General features: G+C 61.3%; 25 protein-coding genes and 1 pseudogene. 18 read left to right on the top strand and 8 right to left on the bottom strand.

Features of this window, described 5'->3' with window-relative positions; all coding sequences use genetic code 11:
• Nucleotides 1-275 precede the first annotated feature (275 nt).
• The 9 genes from ABH944_RS18100 to ABH944_RS18060 all read left to right on the top strand — a co-directional run bounded on the left by ABH944_RS18100 (nucleotide 276) and on the right by ABH944_RS18060 (nucleotide 8,662).
• Nucleotides 276-1,052, top strand: a complete 777-nt coding sequence (locus ABH944_RS18100; RefSeq protein ID WP_404607948.1) for a GntR family transcriptional regulator — start codon at nucleotides 276-278, stop codon at nucleotides 1,050-1,052.
• On the top strand, nucleotides 1,049-1,789 hold the full coding sequence (locus tag ABH944_RS18095; protein WP_404607946.1) for an ABC transporter ATP-binding protein: 741 nt from the start codon (nucleotides 1,049-1,051) through the stop codon (nucleotides 1,787-1,789). The genes ABH944_RS18100 and ABH944_RS18095 overlap by 4 nt, the downstream gene beginning before the upstream one ends.
• 3 nt (nucleotides 1,790-1,792) lie before the next feature.
• Entirely contained in the window at nucleotides 1,793-2,566 is a 774-nt protein-coding gene (locus ABH944_RS18090) for an ABC transporter permease (protein WP_404607944.1), read from the top strand.
• Between the two features lie 21 nt (nucleotides 2,567-2,587).
• Complete coding sequence (locus ABH944_RS18085) at nucleotides 2,588-3,589, top strand: ABC transporter substrate-binding protein (protein ID WP_404607943.1); 1,002 nt, start codon at nucleotides 2,588-2,590, stop codon at nucleotides 3,587-3,589.
• Nucleotides 3,590-3,638: 49 nt separating this feature from the next.
• A complete protein-coding gene (locus ABH944_RS18080) occupies nucleotides 3,639-4,643 on the top strand; it encodes a quinone oxidoreductase family protein (protein WP_404608116.1) in 1,005 nt (334 codons plus the stop codon).
• Nucleotides 4,644-4,675: 32 nt separating this feature from the next.
• Entirely contained in the window at nucleotides 4,676-5,122 is a 447-nt protein-coding gene (locus ABH944_RS18075) for a PaaI family thioesterase (RefSeq protein ID WP_404607941.1), read from the top strand.
• A complete protein-coding gene (locus tag ABH944_RS18070; RefSeq protein ID WP_404607940.1) occupies nucleotides 5,122-5,898 on the top strand; it encodes a VOC family protein in 777 nt (258 codons plus the stop codon). The genes ABH944_RS18075 and ABH944_RS18070 overlap by 1 nt, the downstream gene beginning before the upstream one ends.
• The gene (locus ABH944_RS18065) at nucleotides 5,895-7,457 is read left to right on the top strand and encodes a class I adenylate-forming enzyme family protein (protein ID WP_404607939.1); all 1,563 of its coding nucleotides are present in this window, start codon (nucleotides 5,895-5,897) and stop codon (nucleotides 7,455-7,457) included. The genes ABH944_RS18070 and ABH944_RS18065 overlap by 4 nt, the downstream gene beginning before the upstream one ends.
• Nucleotides 7,458-7,525: 68 nt before the next feature.
• On the top strand, nucleotides 7,526-8,662 hold the full coding sequence (locus tag ABH944_RS18060; RefSeq protein ID WP_404607938.1) for an ATP-binding protein: 1,137 nt from the start codon (nucleotides 7,526-7,528) through the stop codon (nucleotides 8,660-8,662).
• 102 nt (nucleotides 8,663-8,764) lie between these two features.
• Here ABH944_RS18060 and ycaO read toward each other — a convergent pair whose 3' ends face one another.
• The 3 genes from ycaO to ABH944_RS18045 all read right to left on the bottom strand — a co-directional run bounded on the left by ycaO (nucleotide 8,765) and on the right by ABH944_RS18045 (nucleotide 12,393).
• Nucleotides 8,765-10,492 (bottom strand): 30S ribosomal protein S12 methylthiotransferase accessory factor YcaO, encoded by a 1,728-nt coding sequence (ycaO, locus tag ABH944_RS18055; RefSeq protein ID WP_404607936.1) that lies wholly within the window; start codon nucleotides 10,490-10,492, stop codon nucleotides 8,765-8,767.
• 67 nt (nucleotides 10,493-10,559) lie between these two features.
• The gene (locus tag ABH944_RS18050) at nucleotides 10,560-11,195 is read right to left on the bottom strand and encodes a 2OG-Fe(II) oxygenase (protein ID WP_404607935.1); all 636 of its coding nucleotides are present in this window, start codon (nucleotides 11,193-11,195) and stop codon (nucleotides 10,560-10,562) included.
• A 304-nt stretch (nucleotides 11,196-11,499) separates the two neighbouring features.
• Nucleotides 11,500-12,393 carry a LysR family transcriptional regulator gene (locus tag ABH944_RS18045; RefSeq protein ID WP_404607934.1) on the bottom strand — a complete coding sequence of 298 codons (894 nt, stop codon included), beginning with the start codon at nucleotides 12,391-12,393 and terminating at the stop codon, nucleotides 11,500-11,502.
• A gap of 103 nt (nucleotides 12,394-12,496) precedes the next feature.
• Between ABH944_RS18045 and ABH944_RS18040 the strand changes: the two genes are divergently transcribed.
• Complete coding sequence (locus tag ABH944_RS18040; protein ID WP_404607932.1) at nucleotides 12,497-13,096, top strand: short chain dehydrogenase; 600 nt, start codon at nucleotides 12,497-12,499, stop codon at nucleotides 13,094-13,096.
• A gap of 211 nt (nucleotides 13,097-13,307) precedes the next feature.
• On the opposite strand, the gene ABH944_RS18035 is transcribed toward ABH944_RS18040, so the two are convergent.
• Nucleotides 13,308-13,997 (bottom strand): FadR/GntR family transcriptional regulator, encoded by a 690-nt coding sequence (locus ABH944_RS18035; RefSeq protein WP_404607930.1) that lies wholly within the window; start codon nucleotides 13,995-13,997, stop codon nucleotides 13,308-13,310.
• Nucleotides 13,998-14,233: 236 nt separating this feature from the next.
• On the opposite strand from ABH944_RS18035, the gene ABH944_RS18030 reads away from it, so the two are divergent.
• From ABH944_RS18030 to ABH944_RS18015, 4 genes and pseudogenes are all read left to right on the top strand, one after another.
• On the top strand, nucleotides 14,234-15,556 hold the full coding sequence (locus ABH944_RS18030) for a C4-dicarboxylate transporter DctA (protein WP_404607928.1): 1,323 nt from the start codon (nucleotides 14,234-14,236) through the stop codon (nucleotides 15,554-15,556).
• Nucleotides 15,557-15,607: 51 nt separating this feature from the next.
• Nucleotides 15,608-16,618 carry an allantoicase gene (alc, locus tag ABH944_RS18025; RefSeq protein WP_404607927.1) on the top strand — a complete coding sequence of 337 codons (1,011 nt, stop codon included), beginning with the start codon at nucleotides 15,608-15,610 and terminating at the stop codon, nucleotides 16,616-16,618.
• A 6-nt stretch (nucleotides 16,619-16,624) separates the two neighbouring features.
• A complete protein-coding gene (locus tag ABH944_RS18020; RefSeq protein ID WP_404607926.1) occupies nucleotides 16,625-17,143 on the top strand; it encodes an ureidoglycolate lyase in 519 nt (172 codons plus the stop codon).
• Nucleotides 17,144-17,257: 114 nt separating this feature from the next.
• A pseudogene (locus tag ABH944_RS18015) lies at nucleotides 17,258-17,987 on the top strand (class I SAM-dependent methyltransferase).
• A gap of 16 nt (nucleotides 17,988-18,003) precedes the next feature.
• Here ABH944_RS18015 and ABH944_RS18010 read toward each other — a convergent pair.
• On the bottom strand, nucleotides 18,004-19,245 hold the full coding sequence (locus ABH944_RS18010; protein WP_404607924.1) for a GGDEF domain-containing protein: 1,242 nt from the start codon (nucleotides 19,243-19,245) through the stop codon (nucleotides 18,004-18,006).
• Nucleotides 19,246-19,404: 159 nt separating this feature from the next.
• Nucleotides 19,405-20,316 carry a LysR family transcriptional regulator gene (locus ABH944_RS18005; RefSeq protein ID WP_404607923.1) on the bottom strand — a complete coding sequence of 304 codons (912 nt, stop codon included), beginning with the start codon at nucleotides 20,314-20,316 and terminating at the stop codon, nucleotides 19,405-19,407.
• A gap of 90 nt (nucleotides 20,317-20,406) precedes the next feature.
• On the opposite strand from ABH944_RS18005, the gene ABH944_RS18000 reads away from it, so the two are divergent.
• Nucleotides 20,407-21,495 (top strand): zinc-binding dehydrogenase, encoded by a 1,089-nt coding sequence (locus ABH944_RS18000; protein WP_404607922.1) that lies wholly within the window; start codon nucleotides 20,407-20,409, stop codon nucleotides 21,493-21,495.
• Nucleotides 21,496-21,512: 17 nt separating this feature from the next.
• Here ABH944_RS18000 and ABH944_RS17995 read toward each other — a convergent pair whose 3' ends face one another.
• A complete protein-coding gene (locus ABH944_RS17995) occupies nucleotides 21,513-22,118 on the bottom strand; it encodes a pyridoxamine 5'-phosphate oxidase family protein (RefSeq protein ID WP_404607920.1) in 606 nt (201 codons plus the stop codon).
• Between the two features lie 65 nt (nucleotides 22,119-22,183).
• The gene (locus ABH944_RS17990) at nucleotides 22,184-22,972 is read right to left on the bottom strand and encodes a substrate-binding domain-containing protein (RefSeq protein WP_404607918.1); all 789 of its coding nucleotides are present in this window, start codon (nucleotides 22,970-22,972) and stop codon (nucleotides 22,184-22,186) included.
• A 624-nt stretch (nucleotides 22,973-23,596) separates the two neighbouring features.
• Here ABH944_RS17990 and ABH944_RS17985 point away from each other — a divergent pair.
• The 3 genes from ABH944_RS17985 to ABH944_RS17975 all read left to right on the top strand — a co-directional run bounded on the left by ABH944_RS17985 (nucleotide 23,597) and on the right by ABH944_RS17975 (nucleotide 26,252).
• Nucleotides 23,597-24,004 (top strand): peptidase, encoded by a 408-nt coding sequence (locus tag ABH944_RS17985; RefSeq protein ID WP_404607917.1) that lies wholly within the window; start codon nucleotides 23,597-23,599, stop codon nucleotides 24,002-24,004.
• A 122-nt stretch (nucleotides 24,005-24,126) separates the two neighbouring features.
• Entirely contained in the window at nucleotides 24,127-24,825 is a 699-nt protein-coding gene (locus ABH944_RS17980; RefSeq protein ID WP_097272212.1) for a response regulator transcription factor, read from the top strand.
• Between the two features lie 32 nt (nucleotides 24,826-24,857).
• Nucleotides 24,858-26,252, top strand: a complete 1,395-nt coding sequence (locus tag ABH944_RS17975; protein ID WP_404607915.1) for a FecR family protein — start codon at nucleotides 24,858-24,860, stop codon at nucleotides 26,250-26,252.
• Nucleotides 26,253-26,254 lie beyond the last annotated feature (2 nt).

The following is a 26,254-nucleotide window of genomic DNA, read 5'->3' as shown; positions in this document are numbered from 1 at the left end:
CTTCCAGTATAAGCAACAGTATCGGCTTTAAGTAGCTAAAACCCCCCGTTTAATTGCGAACGAAGCAATAAAAGCCATGCTAAGGATTGCCGACAATGGTCAGCATTTACATCTGATTGGAAAACCGGGCGCTAACGGAGGCGCAAGGCCTGGATGCCACCTGATCCTGAGCATCCCACGATATATCCGTGTCCAAGGTACTTATTTAAATAACTTGTTTTCGAAAAGCCGTATCAGCGCCTACGATAGTTTCTTGAACATATCAATTCCATGTCGTGAGCAGCTCACAACCTACGGCCATGACCTACGACGAATCCGCAGCGCCATCTCCTGAATTGCCTGTTCCGTCCATGCCCGCTGTCTTACGCGGCGATGACGCCTACGAACGTATCCGCCGCGACCTGCTTTCGTGCAAGCTGATGCCCGGGTCGACCGTGACCGAAAGCCAGTTGATGTCGGAGTACGGCATTGGTAAAACCAGCTGCCGTATTGCACTCGTGCGGCTTGTCCACGAAGGGTTCGTCCGCTCTCTGCCGCGACAGGGTTACCGGATTGCGGCGATCACGTTGAAAGACGTGGAAGAGGTGTTCGCGCTGCGCGTGCAACTCGAGCCGCTGGCTGCACGGCTGGCATGCGGCCGCGTTGATGTCGAGCTGCTGCGGCGCCTCGAAGCGGCGTGCCGGGTGCCGCATCCGGAGCGGGCATTATCGGCGCAAATAGATGTGTTCCTCGACGCCAATCGCGAATTTCATCTGGCAATAGCTGCGGCAAGCGGCAACGAGCGGCTGTATCGAACGCTCGCAAGCCTGCTCGATGAAATGTCGCGTCTCGTCGCGCTTGGTTTTGGCGTGCAGGGCACCAAACCGGAGATCAAGCACGATCACAACGCGATGATCGACGCGTTCATTGCGCGCGATGGACGCCGGGCGGAGACCATCGCCCGCCGTCATATAGAAACGTTCCAGAGCATGACGATGGAGAAGGTATACGCGAGTCTTTCGAGCGCCGGCGCGTCGTTGCCGCTATACACGGTGGCGGAGCTTCGCCGATGAGCGCTGTCATTTCGTTGCGCGGTATAGGGAAGCACTTCGGATCACTAAAGGTTTTGGATCATGTCACCTTCGATGTAGCCCAGGGCGAAATAGTCGCGCTTCTTGGCACCTCGGGATGCGGCAAGAGCACCCTGCTCAACATGGTCGCCGGCCTGCTTGAACCGGGCGAGGGCGAACTCTGGATCGATGGCAAGCGTGCCGAAGGGACGAAGGACCGTAACGCACTCTCGTATATGTTCCAGGAAGACCGCCTGTTGCCTTGGCGCACTGCGCGTTCGAATGCCGAGTTCGGTCTTGAAGCGGCGAGTCCTGCGATTCCCGCTCGCGAGCGCCACACCCGCGCCAACGCGGTCCTTGATCTGGTTGGACTGCAAGGTTTTGCCGATGCCCACCCGCACCAGTTATCGGGCGGCATGCGCAGCCGTGTCGCTCTGGCACGGAGCCTTGTCACCGGTCCTCGTATCCTGCTGATGGACGAACCGTTTTCAAAGCTCGATCCGCAGATGCGCACGCAGATGCATGAGGAACTGCTGCGCATTCATGCGATGCAGCGCATGACCGTGCTGTTCGTGACCCACGACGTGGAGGAAGCGATCGTGCTTGCGGATCGGGTCGTGGTGCTCGCGCCGCGCCCTGGCCGTGTGCGCGAGATTGTCGATGTCCAGTTGCCGCGCCCGCGTACTGCCACCGATCCGATCGTCGCCGAAGCGATCCGCCAACTGCGTCTCCTGATCTGACCTATGTCCACTGTCCCGCGTAGTTCGTTCGCTTCAACCGTTGCGCAACGCGTGGTGCTTGTCATCTTGCTGCTCGCGGCATGGTGGCTCGCGTCGCTGCGCATGCCGCAGTTCGTATTGCCCGGCCCGTTGCGAGTGGCGCACGCGTTTGTCGGACTCGTACAAAGCGGCACGTTCTTCGATGACCTCGGCATCACGCTGTATCGCGTAGTGGCTGGGTTTCTGCTGGCGGCCCTGGTTGGTGCGCCGTTGGGTATTGCGCTCGGTTCGAACCCGCGCGTGGCGCATTTTTTCGAGCCCCTGCTGTCGATCGTGAACACGGTGTCTTCCGCGATATGGGCGGTGTTCGCCATCATCTGGTTCGGCATCTCGAACTCGACCACCATCTTCGTTGTGTTCATGACGGCAATGCCGCTGATCCTGACGAACGTATGGCAAGGCGCGCTGACTGTTGACAGCAGCCATGTCGAACTCGCGCGCAGTTTTCGCATGTCGCAGACGCAGATCATGCGCAAGATCTTCCTGCCGACCATCCTGCCGCATTTCTTCGCCGGCGCGCGGCTCGCGTTCGGTTTTGGCTGGCGCGTCTCGCTCGTGGCGGAGACGATCGGGTCGTCGAACGGCATTGGTTATCGTCTGCGGCAGGCGGCCGATCTCGTGCAGACCGACCAGGTCTTCGCGTGGACCGTCACGCTCGTTGTCCTGATGCTCCTGCTCGAAGCGGGTGTGTTGAAGCCACTCGAGCGCCATCTGTTTCGCTGGAAAAAGACGGATTGATCTAACGGGGAACAAGGAACCATGAAAGGTATTTCACTCTTCAGGCGAGCGGCGGTTGCGACGGCTGTCGCGACCACCGCGATACTCGGCGCCGTGCAAACGGCGCATGCCGAACCCATGCGCATTGGCTATTGGACGAGCGGTGTGAGCCTCGGCTTCGGCGCGGTGCTCGAGGCACAAAAATTCCTGCAGCAGCGCGGCCTCGACGTCACCTTCATTCGATTCTCCGATGTTAACGCACCCAATCGCGCGCTGGCCGCCAACGCGATCGACTTCGCATTTGCCGCACCTGCCGCTGCTGTCTTCAGCACAGCAGCCGAGGGTGTGCCGTTGAAGATCGTGCTTGCCACACAACCGGCCGATGTCGAATTCGTCGCGGCCGAGGATTCGCCTATCAAGTCACTTGCCGACCTGCGTGGCAAGAAGGTCGGCATGTCGCCGCCGGGCAGTTCGGTCGCGGCGATTGCCACCGCGGTGCTGCAGGGTAATGACGGCATCAAGGCGAACGACTTTTCCATCGTTCCAGGGAACGAAGCACGGCTTGCGCAATTCCTCGTACAAAATCAGGTCGATGCCGCTGCATTGCGTTCGGTGACCATCGCACAACTAAAGGAGTTGAAGGTCAAGCGGCTTGGCAGTTTTGGCGATGAGTGGAAGAAGCTGACAAAGTCGGATGCAACCCCCTACATAGGCGTGAGCGCGATCCGCGCCGACTACCTCGCTCAGCATCCGCAAGACGTGGCAAAGCTGATCGCAGGCATGCGCACGGCGTTGCAATGGGGCGCGACGCATCAGAACGACGTCGCAGCAATCCTGCAGAAGAGCGCGAATCTGCCCGCCGAGGACGCGCAGGCGTACGCCGCGCGCTGGTCGGACATCAATCGCGTGACGTTTGAACCAATCGATCTGGAGACGCTCAAGCGCGAGCACCAGATCTTCGTGGATGGCGGTGTGATCAAAGGCACGCTGCCCGCCGATCTCTTCGATACCGGCCCGTATGCGGCGTCGAAAACGATCCAATAATCTGACATCAAATGGAGCAGACACCGTGACAACAGCCATTCCATCGACCATGAAGGCGCTCGTGCTCAATGAGCACGGCGACCTCGATCAGCTGCATGTGGTCACCGACAAGCCTGTGCCCAAGGCAACGCCCGGACACGTGGTGATCCGCGTGCGCGCGTCGTCGTTCAACTACCACGATGTGTTCACCGTGAAGGGCATGCCGGGAATCAAGGTGCCGTTTCCGGTCGTGATCGGGCTCGACATGGCGGGCGATATCGCTGAGCTGAGCGAGGGTGTGGAAGGGTGGAAGACGGGTGACCGCGTGCTCGTGAATCCGCTATATCCCGAGAGAGGCTTGATGGGCGAAATGCTCGACGGCGGCATGGCGCAATACTGCCTGGTCTCGGTCGGCCAGTTGATTCCGTTACCCGATGCCGTGAGCTATGACGCTGCTTCCGCGTTGCCGGTGGCGTACGGCACTGCACACCGCATGCTGGTCACGCACAAGACCGTGAAAGCGGGCGACCGCGTGCTGATTCTCGGTGCGAGCGGCGGGGTGGGCACGGCGTGCATTCTTATCGCGAAGCAACTGGGCGCCGAGGTGATTGCGTGCGCAGGCAGCGACGAGAAGTGCGAGCAACTGAAGGCGCTGGGCGCTGATCATACGGTGAACTACAAGACGACGGACTTCTCGAAGTGGGCGATCGGCGAGTACGGCAAACCGCAGCGCCGGACCTATGAGGGCGGGGTGGATGTGGTGGTGAATTTCACCGGCGGAGACACCTGGGTGCCGTCGCTGAAATGCCTGAAGCGCGGCGGCACGTTGCTCGTATGCGGCGCGACGGCAGGGCACGCGCCTGCCGAAGACCTTCGCTACATCTGGAGCTTCGAGCTGAAGATCATCGGCTCGAACAGTTTCTACGATGAAAACCTGCGCGCGCTGCTCGATCAGATTGCGGCGGGTGACCTGACGCCGTCCATCGACCGGACGCTGCCGCTGGAACAAGCGGCTGAAGGACTGCGCCTGATTCGCGATCGCGAAGTGCTGGGCAAGGTCGTGGTCAATCCCTGAATCCGTCGATGAGATCAGTTGAGGTAAACATCATGAACGAAGCAACATTGCCGAGCGCGCAGGATATCGAGGCGCGTTTGCGGCGCGGCCCGTTTCACGAATGGCTGGGTTTGAAGGTGGTATCGGTGAGTGAGGGCGAGATCGAACTGCTCGCCACCTGGCGCGAAGAATGGGTCGTGAATCCGGACAAGGGCTACACGCACGGCGGCATTCTCGCCGCGCTCGTGGACCTGGCGGCGGATTGGGCGCTGGTGTCGAAGACCGGGCGGGGCGTGCCCACGATCGACCTGCGCGTGGACTATCACCGCGCCGCGTTCCAGGGCGACCTGACCGTGAAGGGCAAGGTGATCAAGTTCGGCTCGCAGGTCTCCGTGTCCGAAGCACAGGTCTTCGACAAGGACGGCAAGCTCGTTGCCAGCGGACGCGGCGCCTATTCAACGGCGACCGCGACCTCAACCCCCGCGCCGGCCAGACCCTGATGCTGAAGCTCGACCATCTCGTCATCAACACGCGTTTCGATACCGACGCCGCTCAGCAGACCTTTGAGCAACTCGGCTTCACGGTGGCTCCCCGTGGGTATCACACGCTCGGCTCGATCAATCACGCGATTGTGTTCGGTGACCACTACCTTGAACTCATCGGCTTGCCTGCCGATGGCAAGACCGTGCGCGAGGAGATTGTGTCGAGTCCACTGGGTCCCGATGGCCTCGTGTTCCGCATCGATGATCCGGTCGAGATCTTCGATAGCCTGCGCCAGGCCGGTTTCCATGCCACGCCGCCGCAGACGTTCTCGCGTCCGGTCGAGCTCGATGGCGAACCCCTTGGCGACGCGCGTTTCACTACCGTGCGCCTGAAGCCGGGCCAGCTTGACGGAGGCCGCGTCTACTTCTGCCGGCACCTGACGCCCGAGCTCGTTTTCCGCAGCGAGTGGCAGAGCCATCCGAATGGCGCCGTGGGCTTGAGCGCGCTGCATCTGATCGACGTTGCGCCTGAGCCGTATGTGCAACTCGGCGAGATCGAGCCGGGCTTCGACCTGGTGTACTGGACTCGTGCGGATTTCTACACGCGTTTTGGCACGACTGCGCAGTACATTGCTGCGCGTGGGCCGCGTTATGCCGCGATCACGGTGCGCACTCCGGCGTGGCGTTCGGTGGGTGAGCACGCGGACGTGGCCGGTTTTCCTGCGTCTGTCGAGACGCAGCGCGCGCTTATCGCTCTGCCTCGCTTCGATACCTTGCTGGAATTCATACCATGACTTTCCCGACGAATCTCGGCGCGCTGATTGCACGCGGCGAGAATGGCGATCGAGGCGCCGATGCACTAGCGATCATCGGCCTTGATGATGGTTTCAACGAGCGTCAATACACCTTCGCCCAACTCGATGCGCTCGCCGACGCAGTGGCCTATACGCTCGCCGGCCAGTACGCCCGAGGCGAGCGCATTGCGCTGCTCGCAGCGAATTCAGCGGACTATGTCGCGACCATGCTCGGCATCATGCGCGCAGGACTGGTCGCTGTGCCGGTCAACTATAAATTTCCGCGGGCGCTGATTGCGGATGTGATTGCGGATAGCGGGGCGTGTCTCGTCTTCACTGATTCCAGGCGTTTCGCCGACGCTCCCGTCATGCTGCCGCGCGTGGTGTTCGACGGTGAGCAAGAAGCCCCCGGTGAACAGGGATTTGCATCGTTTATCGCGGATTCAAAAGCACAAGGGCGGACCTTCGAGCCGGTTATTCCGCACGAAAAGGAAGCCGCGTTATTCCTTTATACGTCGGGCTCCACAGGCCGTCCCAAGGGTGTCGTTCTTTCGCACGCGAGTCATCTCTGGGTGATCGAAACGCGCTTGAAAGCGCAGCCGCTGGGCGGTGAGCGCGTGCTGATCGCCGCGCCGCTTTATCACATGAACGCGCTCGCGCTGGTGTTTCTTGCGTTGGCCGCGCGTGCCACAACCGTGTTGATGCCGGCCTTCAACGCGCGCAATTACATTCGCGCCATCGATACGTATCGCTGCACGTGGCTGACTTCCGTGCCGCCGATGATCGCCATGATGATGCAGGAGCGTGAACTGCTTGCGCACACGGATTTGTCGTCGGTGCGCTATGTGCGAATGGGCTCGGCGCCGGTCAGCGGCGCGTTGCTCGAGCGGACTCACGCGCTGCTGCCGAACGCGCAGGTCATCAACGCGTACGGCACGACCGAGGGAGGGCCGGTCGTGTTCGGACCGCATCCCGCTGGTTTGCCCACGCCTGCGTATGCGATCGGCGCGGCGCACGGCCAGGTCGAACTTCGTCTTGTCGATACGAACGGTGAGCTCGCGAGCGAAGGTGAGCTGGAACTGCGCAGCCGGGGCCTGATGAACGGATATCACAACCGCCCGGACCTGGCCACGCCGATCACCCCCGACGGTTTTTATCGCACCGGTGATGTATTCCGTCGCGACGAAAATGGTTTCTATTCGTTCATCGGACGACGCGACGACATGTTCGTTTCCGGTGGCGAGAACATCTTCCCGGGTGATGTGGAAAAGATGCTCGAGCAGCATCCGTCAATCCAGCAAGCGAGCGTGATTCCCGTCGACGATGCGATCAAGGGGGCAAAACCCGTGGCCTTTGTCGTGCTGAAACCGGGGGCGCAATTGAGCGCGGAGGAGGTGAAAGCCTTCGCGCTGGAACATGCGCCGGCCTATCAGCATCCGCGGCAAGTCTGGTTCGTCGATGCGTTTTCGCTCGCGTCGACGAACAAGATCGACCGGACGGTTTTAAAGGGCGAAGCGGCAAGGCGGCTGGCGGATGAAGAACATCCTGAAAAGACCTGACCGGCGCTGACTATCAAGTTATATCATCGGTTTTGATATATTTAAAATATGATGATATAGTTTGAAACATGAAACCCGATCAGTGGCATTTTTCTCGTCCGGAGCTTGCTGCAGGCTATCTCGACCTGTTCGGGTTGGGTCTTTCTTCCGCGCGCACGCTGTTCGCACAGCGGCGGATGGGCAAGACCGAATTCCTGCTCAAAGACCTGATTCCGGCAGCCGCGGCACGCGGGTACTTGAGCGCGTACGTGAACCTGTGGGACGACGACAAGGAACCCGCCGGCGTGCTGGTGGGCGCTCTCTATGGCGCCATTGAGCCAAACTGGTGGGCCAGGCTCGCACGTCGAGCCAAAAGTCCGGTCAGGAAGCTCAAGGCCTCGGGCAAGATTCCGGCATTCGGTGAAGCGTCGGTCGAGGCGGAATTATCGGAGGAGGACAAGAAGTATGTCGACACGTTGTTATCCGACGCGCTCAAGGCCTTCGATTCGCAGCCGAAACCACTCCTGCTGATCATAGATGAAGCGCAGGTTCTGGCTGCCGTGGCCCACTCGAATTTCGCGCATGCGCTGCGCGCGGAGCTTGATGTTCGCAAGGACCGGCTGAAAGTGATCTTTGCCGGCAGTTCGGAATCGACCTTGAGAACCATGTTCGGGCGTTCGTCCGAGCCGTTTTTCAACTGGGCGCCCCTTGAAGCGTTTCCGTTGCTTGGCCGCGATTTCCTGGAATTCATGGTGAAGAAAGTCAACACCATCGCCAAGCATCAGCTCTCAATGAAGCATGCGGTCGCGGCTTTCGATCAGCTCAACAGCACGCCGGAATTTTTCCGGCGTTTTCTGGAGCGGCATCTTACGTACCCGTTCGACGGCCCGGACGCCGCGCTGCAATTCACGAAAGAACATGTATTCAATAACGAGCAATTCAAGCGGCAGTGGACCGGGTTGCTGCCTGCCGACCGCGCGCTGCTCGGCATGATGGCTCAAGGCATGGTCTCCGACTTCCATGGCCAGGCAGCGCGCGAGCAACTGGGAACATTGCTGGGTCTGCCCAAGGCGCCGCCGATGAACACGCCTGCGCATTCATTGCGCCGGCTTCAGGCGGATAACATCGTGACTAAACTCGCACATGGCGAATATCGCTTCGAGGATGAAGCGTTTGCGCAGTGGATTCGAGAACAGGGCACCCTGGGTGACGATGCCCCGGTCTGACAGGGACGCTCTTTAAAGCCATCGCTTTTGCAACGAACGATCAATACGCGTCGTGGCCGGAACCGGGAATGGTCCACGCTGCGACGCACCTCGAATCTCCGCTCAGTGCTTGTTCACCGGCACAAACAGCTTGTCGTACGCTGCCAGCAGCTTGCCGTGGATCGCACTGCCTTCCATGTCGGCGCCCAGCGTGGGCAGCCCGAAGAAACGCTCTTTACCATCGACCAGCGCTTCTGCCTGCCGCAAGGTTTCCGCGCCGTAGAGCAGCGTGAGCGAATGCTTGAAGTCGTCCGGCTCGTCGAGATTCAACAGCGCTTCCACACAGCGGTAAACCAGCCAGCGCCCGTGGTTCATCTGGCGGTAATGATGAATCCAGTCGCAGCCTTCACGGGCTGCTTCCGTGTCGCCTATGGCAAGCGCCAGCAAGGTCTTCAACTCACCAATACGCAGTTCCTTCCATGTTGTTCCCACCGGCACGGCGAGGCCCAGAATCTCCCATAGCGGCCGTTCGTCGCCGAGGTTCATGGTCTGCAGGTCGTCGAGCAGCGTGCGGCATTCGTCGTCGTCGAGCTCGTTCAGGCGGATCAGCGCCGGACGGATCTCGTTGCCCACGCTGTTGTTCTCCCATTGCAGATCTTCGACCGGATAAATCTCCGACATGCCCGGCACGAGAATGCGGCACGCGTAGACATCGAGCTCTTCGAAATCCGAGATATAGACGTCCTTGCCCTCAGCCGCAATACACGCACACAGCCAGTCGTAATCTTCCTGCGTCGTCGTGCTGAAATTCCAGTCGGCGAACGCGTGGTCGGGTTCTTCGCCAAGGAAATCCCAACTGACCACGCCGCTCGAATCCACGAAGTGGATCTCCAGATTTGCGACGGCGGTGATCTCGTCCATATCGAAACCGGGTTCCGGAAAGTTCTCCAGCGAGTCGAGCGAGCGGCCTTGCAAGAGTTCCGTCAGCGCGCGTTCCAACGCAATTTCAAAGCGCGGATGAGCGCCGAAGCTCGGGAATACGCCCTGGTCTTTCGGATGCAGCAAGGTCACGTTCATGACCGGATACCGGCCACCCAGCGAAGCGTCCTTCACGAGAATGCCGAAGCCCGCGTCGCGCAATGCCTTCACACCGGCCGCAATGCCCGGATACCGTGCGATGACTTCCTCGGGGACGTCGGGCAGGCACAGGCCTTCGCTGATGATGCGGTACTTCACATGGCGCTCGAAAATCTCGGAGAGCGCTTGCGTGCGCGCTTCGAGTTTCGTGTTCCCCGCCGACATGCCGTTGCTCACATACAGGTTGCCGATAAGATTCACCGGGAACCACGTCACTGTGCCGTCGCGCAGACGCGTGTAGGGCAGGGCGCAGATGCCGCGCTCCACGTTGCCTGAGTTCAGGTCGACCATCACCGAGCTGTCGATATCGCTGTCCGGGTTGTAGAACGCCTGCAACTTGGGGTTCAGCAATTCAGCGGGCCACGCACCGTCTTCGGTGGGAGCAAACCAGCGTTCCTGCGGGTAATGAACGAACGGGCCTTCAGCGCGGGTCTGGCCGAGATAGAAGTGGGTCCAGAAATAGTGGCAGCCGAGACGCTCGAAGAATTCGCCGAGTGCGCTCGCACGCGCGGCGAGTTCGGACGCGCCCTTGCCGTTGGTGAACAGCAGCGGACAATCCTTGTCGCGCATGTGCACTGACCAGATGTTCTCCGCCGGGTTGAGCCACGAGCTTTCCTCGAGGAAAAAGCCGCGCGCCGCGAGCTTCTGCTGCATGGTGGCAATGGAGGATTCCAGCGATGCGTCCTTGCCGGGAATGAAGCTTTCGGTTTGCATGATGTGTGCCTTTATCTAGGTCGAGGAGGAGTCTGGTATGTGTGTGAGGCATGGCGATGACGTGACGTCACGCGCGCCGTCTGAACCAGCCCGTGAGCGATAAACGGTCGCGCGTCGCGGGCAATACTTCGTGCAGCATGTCGGCAGATAAAAACACGGCAATCCGGCTGCCGACGGGTGCGATGTCCCGCGTACTCAAACCTTCCGGATGCAGCCTTAAAGCGCCGCCGTGCTCGGGTAGCCAGTCCGCATTCAGATAGACGATCACGGACACGGTCCGGCTGTCGTCGTGGCGAAAACGGTCGCGGTGCTGCATGTATGAAGCACCCGGTGCGTAGAACGCAAAGTGGCTTTCGTATTCATCGAGGCCCAGGAACAGGCCGCGATTCAATGCAACGCGCAGTGTTTCCATGATCGCGAGATAACGATCGCATGCGGCCGACTGACCTGCCGCAAGCCACTGGATCCGGTCGCCGCGCACGCCGGGCTGGAGCGAGCGCGCCGCGCCCTGGCTGACACGCGCCAAGGTAAGCGTGCCGGCCGCCGCGAGCGCCGCGCATTCCAGCGCCAGCGCAAGGGTCAGGTCCGGCGGCAGGAAAATGTCCTGTTCCGACCAGCCATGCTCATGAACGGCATCGACAATATGACCATGCAGGTCATCTCCGGACGCATCGGAATGCGCCGGCGGGTGCGATCGGGTCACTGCGGTTTCCTTCGAACGAAGGTGCTGGGTGGAAATTCGGCAGGCTGTCCGAAGCGAAGCTACGGATAAGCAAGCGGGATCGGATATCGGTGGGGTGGGGCTTTAATCTGAGCGGCAGATATTAACACCGGCTCCTGACTGTTTCCCTGGGGTCCCAAGCGGCGTGCCCGCGCTGGTCTGGCCCGCTTTAAGATGCGTGTCGTTGGGCCCATTCCGGGTGGTGTGTTTTGCTTCGCGCAGCGGGTTTCCATCGGCTACGCAGACGTGTTGAGCGTTTGATTCGCTCGCGCCGTTGGAGCCTTGTTCAGGCGTTCGCGGGTCCGCCCATCCGTTCGAGCAGATACTCCACGAGACTCATCAGCTTGCGGCGCGGGCGGCGGTCGCGAAGATAAACCATGTTCACCGGACGAGCGGCCGGCACAATCGATTGCAGCACGGGTACGAGCCGCCCTGCGGCAATATCGTCCGCAAGCAGGACTTCCGGCTGCAGGATCAACCCCGCGCCATTCACGGCTGCCGCACGCAGCGCTTGCCCATCGTTGGATGCAAAGCGCGTCTGCATTGGCCAGGTGTACTCGGGGCGGTCTTCGAGTTGCCAGGCGGTTCGCCCGTTCCAGACCAGGTGTGCCAGACAGTGATGGTTGGCCAGGTCCGCCGACGTCCTCGGCACGCCCGCTCGTGCCAGATAGGCCGGTGCGCCACAAATGATCATCCGATAAGGCGGCAACGGCCGCGCGACGAGTTCGGAGTCGGAGAGCGCGCCTATGCGTATTGCCAGGTCGAAACCTTCCTCGATCAGATCCACGCGCGTGTTGCTCAGGACCAGTTCGATCTTCACTTCGGTGTGCTGACGCAGATAGTCCGGGATCAGCGGAGCGACGGCGTTCGCGCCAAGGGTCACCGGTGCGCTCACGCGCAGGAGACCGCGCGGAACCGCCTGCATGATTTCGATCGAATGCTCCGCCACGCGGACTTGTTCGAGCACCGTACGGGCACTTTCGTAGAAGGCTGCACCAGCTTCCGTCAGGCTCTGCCGACGCGTGCTGCGCTGGAGAAGCCGGGCGCCCAGCAACTCCTCCAATTGCCGGATGTGCTTGCCGACCATGACGGATGACACGTCGAGCTTCTCAGCGGCGGCGCTGAAATTCCCGGTCTCGATCACTGCGACGAACGCCTCCATACACCGCAACTTGTCCATATTGCTAACCACCAGTTAGAGATGTCCGAATCTTATGCGTCTTTTACTAACCGTGTGGGAGGCGAACAATCGCGGCTTATCTTCATGAACCAGGGAGCTAGCGATGAAAATTGTGGTGATCGGAGGAACGGGAACGATTGGACGCGCGATCGTTGAAGAGATGCAGCCGCGGCATGACATTGTCGTGGTGGGCCAGAGCCGGGGAGACCGGCAAGTCGATATCACCGACGCGGCAAGCGTGCAGGCGCTGTTTGATCATGTAGGTCGATTCGACGCCCTGATCGCGGCAACAGGCAATCTGCATCTTGGGCCGGTTGCTGAAACCACCGCCGAACAGTTCAACCTGGGCTTGCAGGACAAGCTGCTTGGCCAGATACGCGTCGCGTTGGCAGTCCAACATCACTTGAACGACGGCGGCTCGATCACGTTGACGAGCGGCATTGTTGCCGAGGAACCCATTCGACAGGGCAGCAATGCCACCACGGTCAATGCCGCCGTGGAAGGCTTTGTGCGCGCAGCCGCGATCGAGCTGGCGCGCGGGCTTCGCATCAATGCCGTCAGTCCGACCCTGGTGACGGAATCCGCATCGGTGTATGGGCCATTCTTTCCAGGCTTCGAGAGTGTCCCCGTTGCGAAAGTCGCGTTGGCTTACCGGCGCAGCGTGGAAGGCGCGCAGACGGGTCGCGTCTATCGGATCTGGTAACGGGGTCTGGACAATCAGCGGAGCCGGTAATGAATCGGTTTCCCCGCCCGATGCGCCGCTGACCAAAGCGAGGCAGCGGCTCAAATCCGAGCCGCATCAAGGGCTTAGATCGTCGCCAGACACGTTATCCACAAGGTTCTCAACATAAACGGTGAATAACCTGCGAGCCTGTTTCGCGTCATTGTTTCGGGCGGTGAATACGGCCGCCCGACTAGACCGGAATCGGAAAATGAACGCCCGCCCGCTGAGCCGCGTTGACGATATGCGCTTCGATGGCGCGCCCGGCGTGTTCGCTGTCGCGCGCCTTCAATGCGTCGACAATCGCCAGATGCTCGTGATATGTCGACAACACCAGTTCCCGCCGATAAAACGGCAAACGCTGGCTCTCTTTCATGATGTCGGCGCTGCCGCGCAGTATCGATTCGATCGCCGTATTGCCCGCAAGGCTCACGATGCGCATGTGGAACGCGAAGTCGAGTTGCGCGGCTTCGTCGAGTTCGGCGCAGGTCAGCGCACCATGCAGCGAATCGAGGTTGTCCTCCAGCCAGACAATGTCGGCGTCCCCAATGGCCGGCGCCGCCAGCCGCGCGACGAAACCCTCGAGCGCGAAGCGCATCTGGTAGGTATCGGGCAGCGACGCCTGATCGGCGAAACGCCACGCGTGCGCGCCGGCCGCCTCGGCGCTGTTCACATATACGCCCTTGCCGGGGCGGATATGCAGCATCCCGAGCGCTTCGAGCGTGGACAGCGCTTCACGCAGCGAGGCGCGGCTGATCGCCAGTTCCTCCGATAACTGCCGCTGCGCCGGCAGCAGACTGCCCACCGGATAAACGCTCGTCTCGATGCGCTCACGAATAGTCGCGATGGCGGCATCGGTCACGGTATGCGGAACATTTTTCATAGGACGAGTAAGAGTGGCGCGGTCTGACCGCCATTGTAGGCGCGCTCCGCCCAAGCGTCTGCCCTGATTCGGTTTTCCGCTTGAAAGCACGCTGAAAAGCCGGGTAAACCGGTATCAAACGGATCTTGACTCCACTATATCGGCTTTCTAATATTCCTCATCAGCAACTGGTCGGACCAGTCTGAACAGTTAGCATGGTCATCATCCCGTGCCGTGCGACACCGAGGAGAAACATCGTGTTGAGATTTCTTAATTCCCTGTTTGGACGGGTCATGATCGCGCTGGTCGCGGGGATCGTGATCGGTGCGGTGTTCCCTCATTTCGCCCAGACTCTCAGGCCGCTGGGCGACGGTTTCCTCAAGCTCATCAAGATGGTGATCGGGCCGATCGTGTTCTGCGTGGTCGTCTCGGGCATGGCAAGCGCCGGGAACCTGAAGAAGGTCGGACGCGTCGGGTTGAAGTCGGTGGTCTATTTCGAGGTCATGACCACGCTCGCGCTCGTGATTGGCGCCGTGCTCGCGTACGCCACACGGCCGGGCGTGGGCATGAATATCGACCTGCATACGCTCGACGCCGGTTCGCTCGCCACTTACACGGAACACGCGAAAAGCCTGAAGGACACGGCCGGCTTCCTGCTCAAGATCATTCCCGATACCGCCACGGACGCCTTCGCGAAGGGCGACATCCTGCAGGTACTGGTGTTCTCCGTGCTGTTCGGCGCGGCGCTCTCGCTGCTGGGCGAGAAGGCGCAGCGCGTGACGAGTCTTATCGATGAGCTGTCGCACGTGTTCTTTCGCATCATGGGTTTCATCATCAAGCTCGCGCCGCTCGGCGTGCTCGGTGCGATTGCGTTCACGACGGGCACGTATGGCGTCGAGTCACTCAAGCAACTCGGCATGCTGGTGATCGTGTTTTATGCGAGCTGCTTCGTGTTTGTGTTTGTCGTGCTCGGCGTGGTGATGCGGCTCACTGGTTTCAGCATCTTCAAGCTCGTGCGATATCTGCGCGAGGAACTGCTGATCGTGCTCGGCACCGCTTCGTCGGACGCCGTGCTGCCGCAGATCATGCGCAAGCTCGAATGGATGGGCGTGAAGGATTCCACCGTCGGCCTCGTGATCCCGACCGGCTATTCGTTCAACCTCGACGGCTTCTCGATCTATCTCACGCTCGCCGTGATCTTCATCGCGCAGGCCACCAACACGCCGCTGTCCATCCACGATTTGATCGTGGTGGTGCTGGTGTCGCTGGTGACGTCGAAAGGCGCGCATGGCATTCCCGGCTCGGCCATCGTGATTCTTGCCGCGACGCTCTCCGCGATCCCCGCCATTCCCGTGCTCGGCCTCGTGCTGATCCTGCCGGTGGACTGGTTCGTCGGCATTGCGCGCGCCGTCACCAACCTGATCGGCAACTGCGTCGCGACGGTGGTCGTCGCCGTGTGGGAGAAGGATATCGACCGTGTCCGCGCCACACGTGTGCTGAATCAGGATGCCGAACTGCTTTTCGTGCCGGCCGATCACGCCGGCGCAAGTCACGGCCACGAACCTGCGCACGCTGTCTGAGCGCGCGGTGTTTGTCGCCATTCCCTGAATCGTCTTAAAGGAACTCACTTCATGGCCAGTCCCGTACTCGACCCCAACGCGCCGGCATTTACCCGCCGCTTCATGAACCTCGCCGATCCGCGTCTCGGCGCCACAGCGCTCTTCGCCAGCGACGAATTCTTCGCGCCCAAGGAGCGGATGCTCAATCCGCAGCCGGCGGTTTTCATCCCCGGCAAGTACGATGACAACGGCAAGTGGATGGACGGCTGGGAAACGCGCCGCAAGCGCACCACCGGCTACGATTTCTGCATCGTCAAACTGGCGCGGCCGGGCACCATTCACGGTATCGACCTGGATACGAGCCACTTCACAGGCAACTTCCCGCCGGCGGCGTCAATCGATGCCTGCACAAGCGAAAGCGCCACCCCGCAAGACGATGCCGACTGGCGCGAGATCGTGCCGGCGACCACGCTGCAGGGCAACCAGCATCACTATCTGCCGATCTCCGATGCGCGTGCCTACACCCACCTGCGCGTGAATATCTACCCGGACGGCGGGATCGCGCGATTGCGTGTGTATGGCCAGCCCAAGGTGGACTGGACGCGCGTGGAGCGCGGTACACGCGTTGACCTTGCCGCGATCGAAAACGGCGCGTATCTGGTGGCGGCGAACAACCAGCATTTCGGACCGGCTTCGCAGATGCTGATGCCCGGGCGAGGTGTGGACATGGGCGACGGCTGGGAAACGCGGCGGCGCCGCGAGCCCGGCAACGACTGGGCGATCGTGGCGCTGGCGCACCCCGGCGTGATCCACGCGATAGAAGTCGATACCGCCCACTTCAAGGGCAATTTCCCCGATGGCTGTTCGCTGCAGGCCGCGCGTGTCGCTGGTGGCACGGACGAGTCGCTCGTTACGCAGGCGATGTTCTGGCCGGTGCTGCTGTCGCAACAAAAGCTGTCGGCGGACAATATCCATCGGTTCGAAAGTGAAGTGGCGGCGCTTGGGCCCGTCACGCACGTTCGTTTCAACATGTTCCCGGACGGTGGCGTGTCGCGCTTGCGCCTGTTCGGTGCGATCGAGTAAGAAGACATGAACACGCTTACGCTTGAACCCCTGACGCGCGCGGCGTTCGAGCCGTTCGGCGATGTCATCGAACTCGACGGCGCACGGCATTTTCCGATCAACGGCGGCACGACGGAACGCTTCCACGACCTGGCGCGTGTGGATGTCGGCGCGGACGTTGGCGGCAGGCCGCTCATCAACGTGTTCCGCGGACAGCCGCGTGCTCAGCCCGTCGAGATCTCGATGATGGAGCGCCATCCGCTGGGCAGCCAGGCGTTCCTGCCGCTCGGCGTGGTGTCGTATCTGGTGGTGGTCGCGCCGGCGGGTGAATTCGATGCGTCGAAACTCCGGGCATTTTTCACGCGCGGCTGGCAGGGCGTGAACTATGCGCGGGGCGTCTGGCATCATCCGCTGATCGTGTTGAATACGGGGGCGGACTTCATTGTGGTGGATCGGGGAGGTGAGGGAGAAAATTGTGAGGAAGCCTATCTATCCGCGAGTGTGCGGCTGATTGAAGACAAGCTTGTTTATCCGTCAGCCGCGTAAAGCACTGATCTTCTCGCCGGGATGCCGGCGTTCCACGTTTGCCTTCGCTCAGTGCATTATTCTGGATGAGTGACGCGCTGCACGGCGAAATCAAGCGATGGAATGCACCGGAAAATGACACAGAACATCTACGACGATCCCGCGTTCTTCGAGGGTTACAGCAAGCTGGGCCGCTCAGTGCAGGGTCTGGCGGGTGCAGCGGAATGGCCTGCGCTCATGGCATTGCTTCCGCCCACGCGCCGCCTCAGGGTCGTCGATCTCGGCTGCGGTTACGGCTGGTTTTGCCGCTGGGCACGCGAGCAGGGCGCGGCAGCCGTTCTCGGTCTTGACGTGTCGGAGAAGATGCTCGACCGCGCAAGATCGTCCTCCGCCGACCCGGCCATCACCTACGCAAAAGCCGACCTGGAGAAGCTTGATCTCCAGGAAGCCAGCTTCGACCTGGCGTATAGCTCACTCGCGTTTCACTACATTGAAGACCTGCGTGGCCTGCTGCAGAACATCCATCGTGCGCTTGTACCGGGTGCGCGGCTGGTCTTCTCGATCGAGCATCCTATCTACATGGCGCCTCAAAAGCCGGGATGGTTGATCGATGAGAGCGGCCGCAAGACCTGGCCCGTCGACAGCTATCAACAGGAGGGGCGGGCGGATCACCAACTGGCTGGCCGATGGCGTGGTCAAGCAGCACCGGACGATGGGCACACTATTGAACAGTCTGATTGGTGCGGGCTTTACGATTGCCCACGTGCAGGAATGGGGTCCGACAGACGACGAGGTTGCCGCACGGCCCGAACTGGCCGAGGAGCGTGAGCGCCCCATGATGCTGCTGGTGTCCGCACGCCGATAACCGGGCGCTCCAAGAACTAGGGCCGCGTGACGGCAACGACGCCCTCTTGCCCGGCATCCCGGCTTGGTGCACTCGATGCGGCCGGCGCTCCGCTGGCGCAGACCCGATTGCGCCCGGCGTTCTTCGCCCGGTACAACTGCGCATCCGCCGCGCCGACCACGCTTTCCTCGGTCACGTGACCTGACTCGTCCGCGTAATTCACGGACACAACACCGAAACTGGCGGTGGAACGCACCTCGCGGCCATCCCATGCACGCGTGGTCGTCAGTTCGAACGATTGGCGCATGCGCTCGGCAAGCACTGTCGCGCCGGTAAGGTCGGTTTGCGGAAGCAGCAACAGGAATTCCTCGCCGCCATAGCGAATCACGCTGTCGACCTGATGCCGCGTGTGGGCAAGCAGCATGGCAGTGAAGGTCCGCAAGACCGCGTCGCCTGCAGGGTGCCCGTAGGTATCGTTGATCTGCTTGAAGTGGTCGATGTCGCACAGGATGACCGCAAGCTTGAGCTTGTATCGGCGGGTGCGCTGGAGTTCGGCGTCGAACAGCACGTCGGTCAGGTATCGCCGGTTGAAGCAGCCGGTGAGGTAGTCGCGCACGGAGAGGTTGCGCAACATCGCGTGCTGGCAGAATTCATCGCGGGCCAGCCGGTTGTGGCGGCGAGCCGTGACATAACCGAGCACATTGGTGAAGGCCAGAAGCATCGTCGACGTCAGGAACGTCGACGAATCGAGGGTCTTCAACGCCGCCGAAATGACGATAAACGCGATTGTCGCGACAACGGAGATAAGCCCGGCCCAAAGCAGCTTGTTCGGAATGAAGTTGTAAACCACGACCAGCAGGATGCACATGGACATGCAGTGCGCGACCATCCCGGTGGGACGAAGCCAGGTGATCATCATGAATGCGGTGAAGCCGACGACTTCGACCGCACTCGCCGCCGCGCGCAGGGAGGCGATGGAAACCTGCAGCAAGGTGACGGCACGCAAGCCGATCAAACACGTCAACGCAAGGCAGCATCGTGCGAGGAAAAGCACGACCGTAGTGCGGGAATGACCAAGGGCGGCTATGTCGGTAATCGTGAAGGCGACGTAAAACAGCGCGGAGAAAACAAGCGTGCGCACCAGAGCGGTATGGGTGGCGGCCCGGTGCTGGAGTTGAAACTCCTGTTCCACCGACGGGTCTTCGAACTCGGACCACAGGCGGTCGAGTCTGAAATTCGTCTCGGCGTCAAACCGTGAGATTTCACTCAGTTCTGCCATCGCTCGCCATGTCGGATGTCGCAGTTGGGGGCAACATGATAAGTCATTTTACCGATCCACCCCGGCACGTCGGCGTCCGGACGAAACGCCGTATGGGGGATAGGAAGGGGTTACCCATGCCGGAGAGGGGTGGCGGGAGCCGCAGCGACTGCGACCCCGCTATGCCCCGGCGATCTCGGCCAGCGTGTCACGCAGCCACACGTGCGCCGGATCGGCCTGACTCCGGGGCGGCCACGCAGCGAACAGCGTAAAACCGCGTGCCTCGAACGGCAGATCGAAGATATCGAGGCGTTCCCGATAACGCTCGGCAAACCGGGCGGGCAGCGTCGAAACATAGTCCGTGCGCGCCAGCAGCTCAGGCACCAGCGTGAAATGCTGCACGGACAACACGACCCGGCGCTCGCGTCCCAGCGCGTCCAGGTGTTCGTCCATGAAGCCATGAAAACTGCCCCCGCTCGTCGACACCAGCACGTGGTCCAGCGCGCAATACGTGTCGAGATCGAGCGGCGCAGTGCCACGCGGATGCCGCTTGCGCTGGACGACGACAAAATGCTCGTCGAAGAGTTTGCGGGCTTTCATCGACGCCGGGACCATCCGCTCCGAGCCCAGCAGCAAATCGATTTCACCGCGCTCGAGGCGGGTCGCCATCGACGGCTGGTCGGCCACGATAAACGCGATTCGCACGCCCGGCCCCGCCAGCGTCGGCAACTGCTCCATCAGCCGCTGGCCGAGCACCGCCGTGGCGTTGTCGTTTGCGGCAATCACGAAGTTGCGGCGGTCCGTATGCGGGTCGAAGGAAGGTTGATGGCGCACGACCGCTTCGAGATTTTTCAAGGCCACGTGCAGCGGCTCCATCAACTCGAGCGCCCGCGTGCTGCGCGTCATGCCCCGGCCGGTTTCGGCGGGTATTAGTAGCGGATCGCCGAAGATTTGCCGCAGCCGCGCAAGTTGGGTCGACACAGCGGGCTGCGTCAGATGCAGTCGTTGCGCCGCACGCGTGACGTTCGATTCGGCAAGCAACGCGTCCAGCGAGACGAGCAGATTCAGATCGATACCGCGAAGATCAATCATATTGATAGGTCGCATTCCAGTAATTGATTTCAAGAATACGTGCGCGACACCTAGAGTTCAACTGTCCAACCGACCTTGAGGGGAATACAGATGAAAGCCTGGATGCTCGATGAACCCGGTACGCCGCTGGCGCTGCGCGACGTTGCGCAACCGCTGCCGCGCCGCAACGCAGTAACCGTCCGGATGGAAGCCGTGCCGCTGCTCAGCTACACGCGCGCTCACGTTGAAGGAAAGTTGCCGTATGCCTATCCGCCGGAACCGTTCTCGCCGGGGACAAACGGCGTTGGCCGCGTGGAAGCGGTCGGCGAAGGCGTGATGTCTTTTCACGTTGGTCAGCGCGTCGCGGTGAACCCGTACTGGATGGCGAATGAAACGGTACGCGAACCGGCGCAAGTGCTGATTGCGCTGACCGGCCTTGGCGCCGACAGCGCGCCGATGCTCGCCGAATTTCCACATGGCACGTTGCGCGAAGTGGCGGAATTCCCGGCGTCGACGCTGATTCCGCTCAATGGTCTCGACGATCTCCCGGCCGAGCGCCTCGCGATCCTGGGCAAGTTCGCGGTGCCGTTTGGCGGTTTGCGGCGCGGACGGCTGGCGGCGGGTGAAACCGTGATCGTCAACGGTGCGACCGGCTACTTCGGCTCGGCGGCCGTACTCGCCGCGGTGGCGATGGGCGCGAGCAGGGTGGTTGCACTCGGCAGGCGTGCAGAGCCGCTGCAAACGCTGGCGGAACTCGGACAAGGCCGCGTGGTGCCGGTCGTGCTGTCGGGCGATGCTGCGAACGACATGGCGGCCATTCGCGCGGCGGCGGGCGGCGGTGCGGACCTGGCTTTCGATATGGTCGGCAATGCAACCGATGCCAACGCCACGCTCGCTACGCTAAGAAGCCTGCGCCGCGGCGGGCGCCTCGTATTGATGGGCAGCATGCTGGTGGACTTGCCGATTCCCTACTCCGAGATGCTGCTGAACAACTGGGAGTTGATCGGCAACTTCATGTACACGCCCGCCGATTACCTCGCGCTGGTTGCGCTGGCCGCGTCGCGCCAGTTGCCGCTCGCGTCCGTCGAGCTGAAGACGTTTCCATTCGCCGCACTGGAAGCGGCTATTGACGAGGCGGGCCGCATGTCGGGCCTGCAATGCACGGTGGTGCGCGGTGATTCACCGCAAGCCTGGAAGTAGCAGGACGAGGGCGGCGTCTAGTACAGGTCGGTCTTGAGGCGTCCGGGCAATGCACGATCGTAGGCGTCGCCGTCGAAGCTGGCGTCGCTTACGTTCTGCAGCATGGCGCCCGCCGAGGGCAAGCTCGAGCGGTCGACGTGCTTCTCGCCGTTCCATAAGTCCGACCTCACGACCGCCTTCGAACAGTGAAAATACACGGACTCCACATGTACGAGGATCACCGTGCGCGGCGGTTTGCCGTTAACGCTGAACGAGGCGAGCAACTCGCTGTCGTCGGCAATCGATGCACGCCCGTTCACCCGCATCATTTCCCCCACGCCCGGCACCAGAAACAGCAAGGCCACGCGCGGGTCATGCACGAGGTTCCTGAGTGTATCGATACGGTTATTGCCCGGGCGGTCGGGAATGGCGAGCGTATGGGCATCGAGGATCCGTACGAAGCCCATTGCATCGCCCTTGGGCGAGCAGTCGAGCCCGTCCTCTCCCGCCGACGCCAGCATCACGAACGGCGACGCAAGGATGAACGCCGCATAGTCCTCGCTGATGAATGAAATCTCCTTGCGCAACGACCGCTCGTTCGGCTTGCCGTAGATACCCTCCAGTTGTTCGACGCTCGTCAGCATGCTCCGCTCCTTCGGTGATCAGGGTTCAGCACGTACATTAGCAGGCCCGGCTGAACCTGACGTGACTAGTGCGGTGTGATAGGGTCGAGTCCCGTCTGCGTGACGACCGGCGCCGCTTCCGGCGAGGCGAGATACTCGAGCAGCGCTTTCGCTTCGGCCGGATGTTGCGCGCCCACCGGAATACCGGCTGCAAATCGCGTGATCGACTGGACGGACTCGGGGATCTTGCCGACGAACGTTACGCCCGGCACGGGCAGCAGTTCACTCACTTGCTGGAAGCCGAGTTCGTAGTCGCCCCTGGCCACCACCGACGCTACCGGAATCTTCGGCACCATGGTCGCCTTCGGCCGGATCTGGTCCTCTATGCCAAGACGCTTGAACAACTCGTTCTGTATGTACACGCCGCTCGCGCTGTCGGAGTAGGCGACCGACTTCGCGTGCAGCAATGTGTCCTTCAACGCCGCGACCGTCGTGATGTCCGGCCTCGGCGCACCGGCGCGCACGACCATGCCGATGGCTGAATCGGCAAGTTCCACACGTGAACCCGGAATTACCTTGCCCTGTTTAATGAGGTCGTCGAGCGCATAGCCGACCATGATCACCACGTCCGCCGGTTCGCCCCGGGCCAGCCGGTTTGGAATGGCTTCGGGCGCCTTGCCCATGGACGGGCCAAGGGCCGTGTCGAGGGTATTGCCGCTTGCCGCGGCGAATTTCGGCCCGAGGATTTTATAGGCCGCGGTAAATCCGCCTGAGCTCACGACGTGCAATTCGGCGGCTTGAACGGTAGTCGCGCCCGCCGCTGCAACGCCGGCAATGAATCCGAATGTGGAAAGCTTTAGCAGGAACGATTTCATGGATAACCGTAAGGAGTGAATGAATCGATAACGTTTGCGCCGACGAAGTTTAAACGTCGTGGGCACACGGGTCGTTAGGGAACAACCCCGCGATATAGCCGGCGCAAACGTTTTACTTTCAATACCCTCAGACATCCCTGCCGAGTTGCTCCGGCCGGACTGTTAAATACTGACAAGTACGACAAACAGCGTATTGATTGGCGTTAGAGTACTTCATCGAAAGACATGTTTGGTTTGTCCTTCGGTCAATAAAATCAGTGGGAAAAAACATGCCCGGCGCCCTGCGCCAAGGGCTGAGAACCCATGAAGGCGAGCCGCATTATCAGCGCTGAGAGGCGGGTTCGTCGCGCACAAGACGTCTGTTTTTCGGGGATATCAAGTGAATACCAAATTGCAATACCAAGGAAATCGTGCGTCGATAATCATCGACGCGGAAATACTCCATATTGAAGCGATCATGTCGCGTTGTCTGGCAATGGGAGCTGATGGCGCGATTTTTCAAGCGAACTATTGGCGTAACCGGTTATTGACGTTGCGGGATTCCGGTCTGAGCCATACGCAGGACGTCGCGGTGCAATCGCTCTTAAGCAATCTCGTGGCGTCCCACTAGACCGGGGGCTTTGAATGTTGAATAAATCCAGCGGCTGCCCGCTTGCGTGGAAGTCGAAAATCCGCCCGCAGCAGCCGGCCGACAGCTTGCGTTATGTGACGCTGGATCTCGCGTCGGATTCGCACGCTCGTGCGGCAATCGAGGCATATGCCGATTCGTGTTCGGCCGAGTTGCCGTGGTTGGCGGATATTCTGCGAGCACGGCTGGAAAGATTAAACCGTTCGGCAGAACGCGCTCAGGATCAGTTTGCCGGACTTCAGGAAGATGGCGCCGCCCCAATGCCGCTGACTTATTGCGAACACACGGCGCGGCGGTTGATGGCGTTTGCATGCATGTGCGCGAGAGCGCGTGAGGATTACTCGGCTGCGGCATGGGATCACGTCATGAAAAGCTTTGACCGGATGTTGGTTCAAATGCGTTGATTTCGTATAAAAAAGTATAATAAGAATACAAGATAATCTGCGCTGGCAATCTGTACTGGCATTCGGTGCGCAAGCAAAATAAATGACAAAGCCGTCTTGACTAATTAACGGGATATCAGGCAATGCGGATTTGTGTGCTGGACGACGACCTGAGCCAGACGGCATTCGTGGCTCAGACACTGACTGCGGCCGGGCATTTCTGCCAGGTCTTTACGGAAGGCAAGAGCCTGATCCATGAGCTCAGGCGTCAGCCGTACGACCTGCTGCTGCTCGACTGGAACATGCCTGAAATGCCGGGCGACGTCGTGCTGAAGTGGGTCAGGCAAAACCTCACCACGAACCTGCCGGTTCTGTTCCTGACGAGCCGCAGTGTTGAAAGCGACGTTGTTCAGATGCTCAATGCCGGCGCCGACGACTACATCCTCAAGCCGGTGTCGCGGCCTGTGCTGCTCGCCCGTGTGGAAGCGTTGCTGCGGCGGGTCTACATGCATCAGAACGAGGTGACCCAGGAAACCTACGGCATCTATCGATTCGAGCTGACCACCCAGACCGCCCTGGTCAACGAAGTGCCGGCCGCGCTGACGCAGAAGGAATTCGAGCTGGCGCTGCTGCTCTTTCGCAACCTCTCGAGGCCGCTGTCACGCACGCATATCCGCGAATCGGTCTGGCGGCAGGACGTGGATATTCCGTCGCGCACAATCGATACGCATGTGTCGCAGATTCGCTCCAAGCTGGTGGTGCGGCCCCAAAACGGTTACCGCATAACACCCATCTACAGCTACGGCTACCGGTTGGAAAAAGTGGGGAATGATTCGCCGTGAACGGGTTCCATAAAAACAGCCGGGGTTGGGTGGTGCATCAACCTCCGCGCTCGGGGCTGGATATCGCAATGGCGGTGGCCGGTGTCATCGCCATTGCCTGTTCGATCCAGCCGGTCTACGCCAAACGCGTGCCGCCGCAGGACATGACGCCTTATGTGGTGCGCGCGGATGATTCGCTGTACACGCTCGCGGACCGCTATATGCAGAGTCCTTCCGACTGGAGGCTGTTGCGCGACATCAATCACGTTGCGAATCCGCGGCACCTGCAGGTCAACGCTCATCTCTCCATGCCCACCTCGCGGCTCAGGCAGACACTGCTGACGGCCCAGGTAGTGGCGGTGCGCGGCAGTGTCGAGAAGCTCGGCGCTGCGGGCGCGTCCGCCACGCCGGTCGGCGCGGGGACGCTGCTGAGAGAAGGCGACGAGGTCAGCACGGGCCGCGACGCGTTTGTCTCCATGACGCTGCCGGACGGCTCGCATGTCGTGCTGCCGTCGAGCAGCCGGATCCAGATCGGACGCTTGCGGACCACGCTGCTGACGGGCGCGGTCGACCGGCAGTTCGACCTGAAGCAAGGCGAGGTCACGACCGACGTCACGCCGTTCAAGAACCCGCGTGATTCGTTCCGTGTCGTCACGCCGTCCGTGGTGGCGGGCGTGCGCGGCACGCGGTTCCGGGTGAATTACCTGGCGGAGCAGGATGCCACCGCCGTCGAGGTGCTGGCGGGCAAGATCGGCGTGGATGGAGCGGGGCCCGACGGTGCGGGGAACAGCACGGCTGCTCCGCTGCCGGTCCCGGGCGGTGCGCAGACGCTCGTGCTGGCCGGCTACGGTAACCTGACACGCACGGGCGAGGCCGCCGGCGCGTCGGTGCGGCTGCTCGCCCCGCCGGATATTGTCGATCCGGGCAAGTTGCAGCGTGCGCCCCAAGTGAGCTTCGACCTGACGCCGGTCGACGGCGCCCGGGCGTACCGCACCGAGATCGCGACCGATGCCGACTTCCTCGACCTGCTTCGCGACGAGCGCACCACCGGCCTGCACGCGGCGTTCGACAATATTCCCGACGGCAACTACTTCGTGCGCGTCCTGGCCACCGACACGCACGGCATCGACGGCTTGCCGCAAGTGTTCACGTTCAACCGTTATACCGACACCACCAACGCGGCGGCCACGCCTGTAAAAGGGGATGGCTACGTTTTCCGCTGGCATGTCGATAGCCAAGCGAAGGGCGCGCGGTATCGGTTCATCCTGTCGGATCATGCGGACCTGAGCGCGCCGTATATCGACTTGCTCGATGTGGCGGGCGGCGAGATGACGGTGGCGAACCTGCCGCCAGGAAAGTACTACTGGACGATTGTTGTCGATACCTTCGAGAACGGCCGGCTCCTGTCGATCCCGAGCGAAATCCGGTCGTTCACTCAAACGCGGTAGGC

This window comes from Caballeronia udeis, from assembly GCF_044909315.1.
Taxonomy (GTDB): Bacteria; Pseudomonadota; Gammaproteobacteria; order Burkholderiales; family Burkholderiaceae; genus Caballeronia; species Caballeronia udeis_A.
Note: the sequence above shows the minus strand (reverse complement) of the source record. Positions and strands in the feature narration are given on the sequence as shown.

Coding starts and splice junctions, on each gene's coding strand:
- ycaO (WP_404607936.1), bottom strand. CDS start 10,492: ATGCAAACCGAAAGCTTCATTCCCGGCAAGGACGCATCGCTGGAATCC.
- ABH944_RS17985 (WP_404607917.1), top strand. CDS start 23,597: ATGTTGAATAAATCCAGCGGCTGCCCGCTTGCGTGGAAGTCGAAAATC.
- ABH944_RS18090 (WP_404607944.1), top strand. CDS start 1,793: ATGTCCACTGTCCCGCGTAGTTCGTTCGCTTCAACCGTTGCGCAACGC.
- ABH944_RS18020 (WP_404607926.1), top strand. CDS start 16,625: ATGAACACGCTTACGCTTGAACCCCTGACGCGCGCGGCGTTCGAGCCG.
- ABH944_RS18005 (WP_404607923.1), bottom strand. CDS start 20,316: ATGATTGATCTTCGCGGTATCGATCTGAATCTGCTCGTCTCGCTGGAC.
- ABH944_RS18075 (WP_404607941.1), top strand. CDS start 4,676: ATGAACGAAGCAACATTGCCGAGCGCGCAGGATATCGAGGCGCGTTTG.
- ABH944_RS18045 (WP_404607934.1), bottom strand. CDS start 12,393: ATGGACAAGTTGCGGTGTATGGAGGCGTTCGTCGCAGTGATCGAGACC.
- ABH944_RS18000 (WP_404607922.1), top strand. CDS start 20,407: ATGAAAGCCTGGATGCTCGATGAACCCGGTACGCCGCTGGCGCTGCGC.
- ABH944_RS18040 (WP_404607932.1), top strand. CDS start 12,497: ATGAAAATTGTGGTGATCGGAGGAACGGGAACGATTGGACGCGCGATC.
- ABH944_RS18035 (WP_404607930.1), bottom strand. CDS start 13,997: ATGAAAAATGTTCCGCATACCGTGACCGATGCCGCCATCGCGACTATT.
- ABH944_RS18065 (WP_404607939.1), top strand. CDS start 5,895: ATGACTTTCCCGACGAATCTCGGCGCGCTGATTGCACGCGGCGAGAAT.
- ABH944_RS18060 (WP_404607938.1), top strand. CDS start 7,526: ATGAAACCCGATCAGTGGCATTTTTCTCGTCCGGAGCTTGCTGCAGGC.
- ABH944_RS17995 (WP_404607920.1), bottom strand. CDS start 22,118: ATGCTGACGAGCGTCGAACAACTGGAGGGTATCTACGGCAAGCCGAAC.
- ABH944_RS17980 (WP_097272212.1), top strand. CDS start 24,127: ATGCGGATTTGTGTGCTGGACGACGACCTGAGCCAGACGGCATTCGTG.
- ABH944_RS18070 (WP_404607940.1), top strand. CDS start 5,122: ATGCTGAAGCTCGACCATCTCGTCATCAACACGCGTTTCGATACCGAC.
- ABH944_RS18095 (WP_404607946.1), top strand. CDS start 1,049: ATGAGCGCTGTCATTTCGTTGCGCGGTATAGGGAAGCACTTCGGATCA.
- ABH944_RS17990 (WP_404607918.1), bottom strand. CDS start 22,972: ATGAAATCGTTCCTGCTAAAGCTTTCCACATTCGGATTCATTGCCGGC.
- ABH944_RS18010 (WP_404607924.1), bottom strand. CDS start 19,245: ATGGCAGAACTGAGTGAAATCTCACGGTTTGACGCCGAGACGAATTTC.
- alc (WP_404607927.1), top strand. CDS start 15,608: ATGGCCAGTCCCGTACTCGACCCCAACGCGCCGGCATTTACCCGCCGC.
- ABH944_RS18080 (WP_404608116.1), top strand. CDS start 3,639: ATGAAGGCGCTCGTGCTCAATGAGCACGGCGACCTCGATCAGCTGCAT.
- ABH944_RS18085 (WP_404607943.1), top strand. CDS start 2,588: ATGAAAGGTATTTCACTCTTCAGGCGAGCGGCGGTTGCGACGGCTGTC.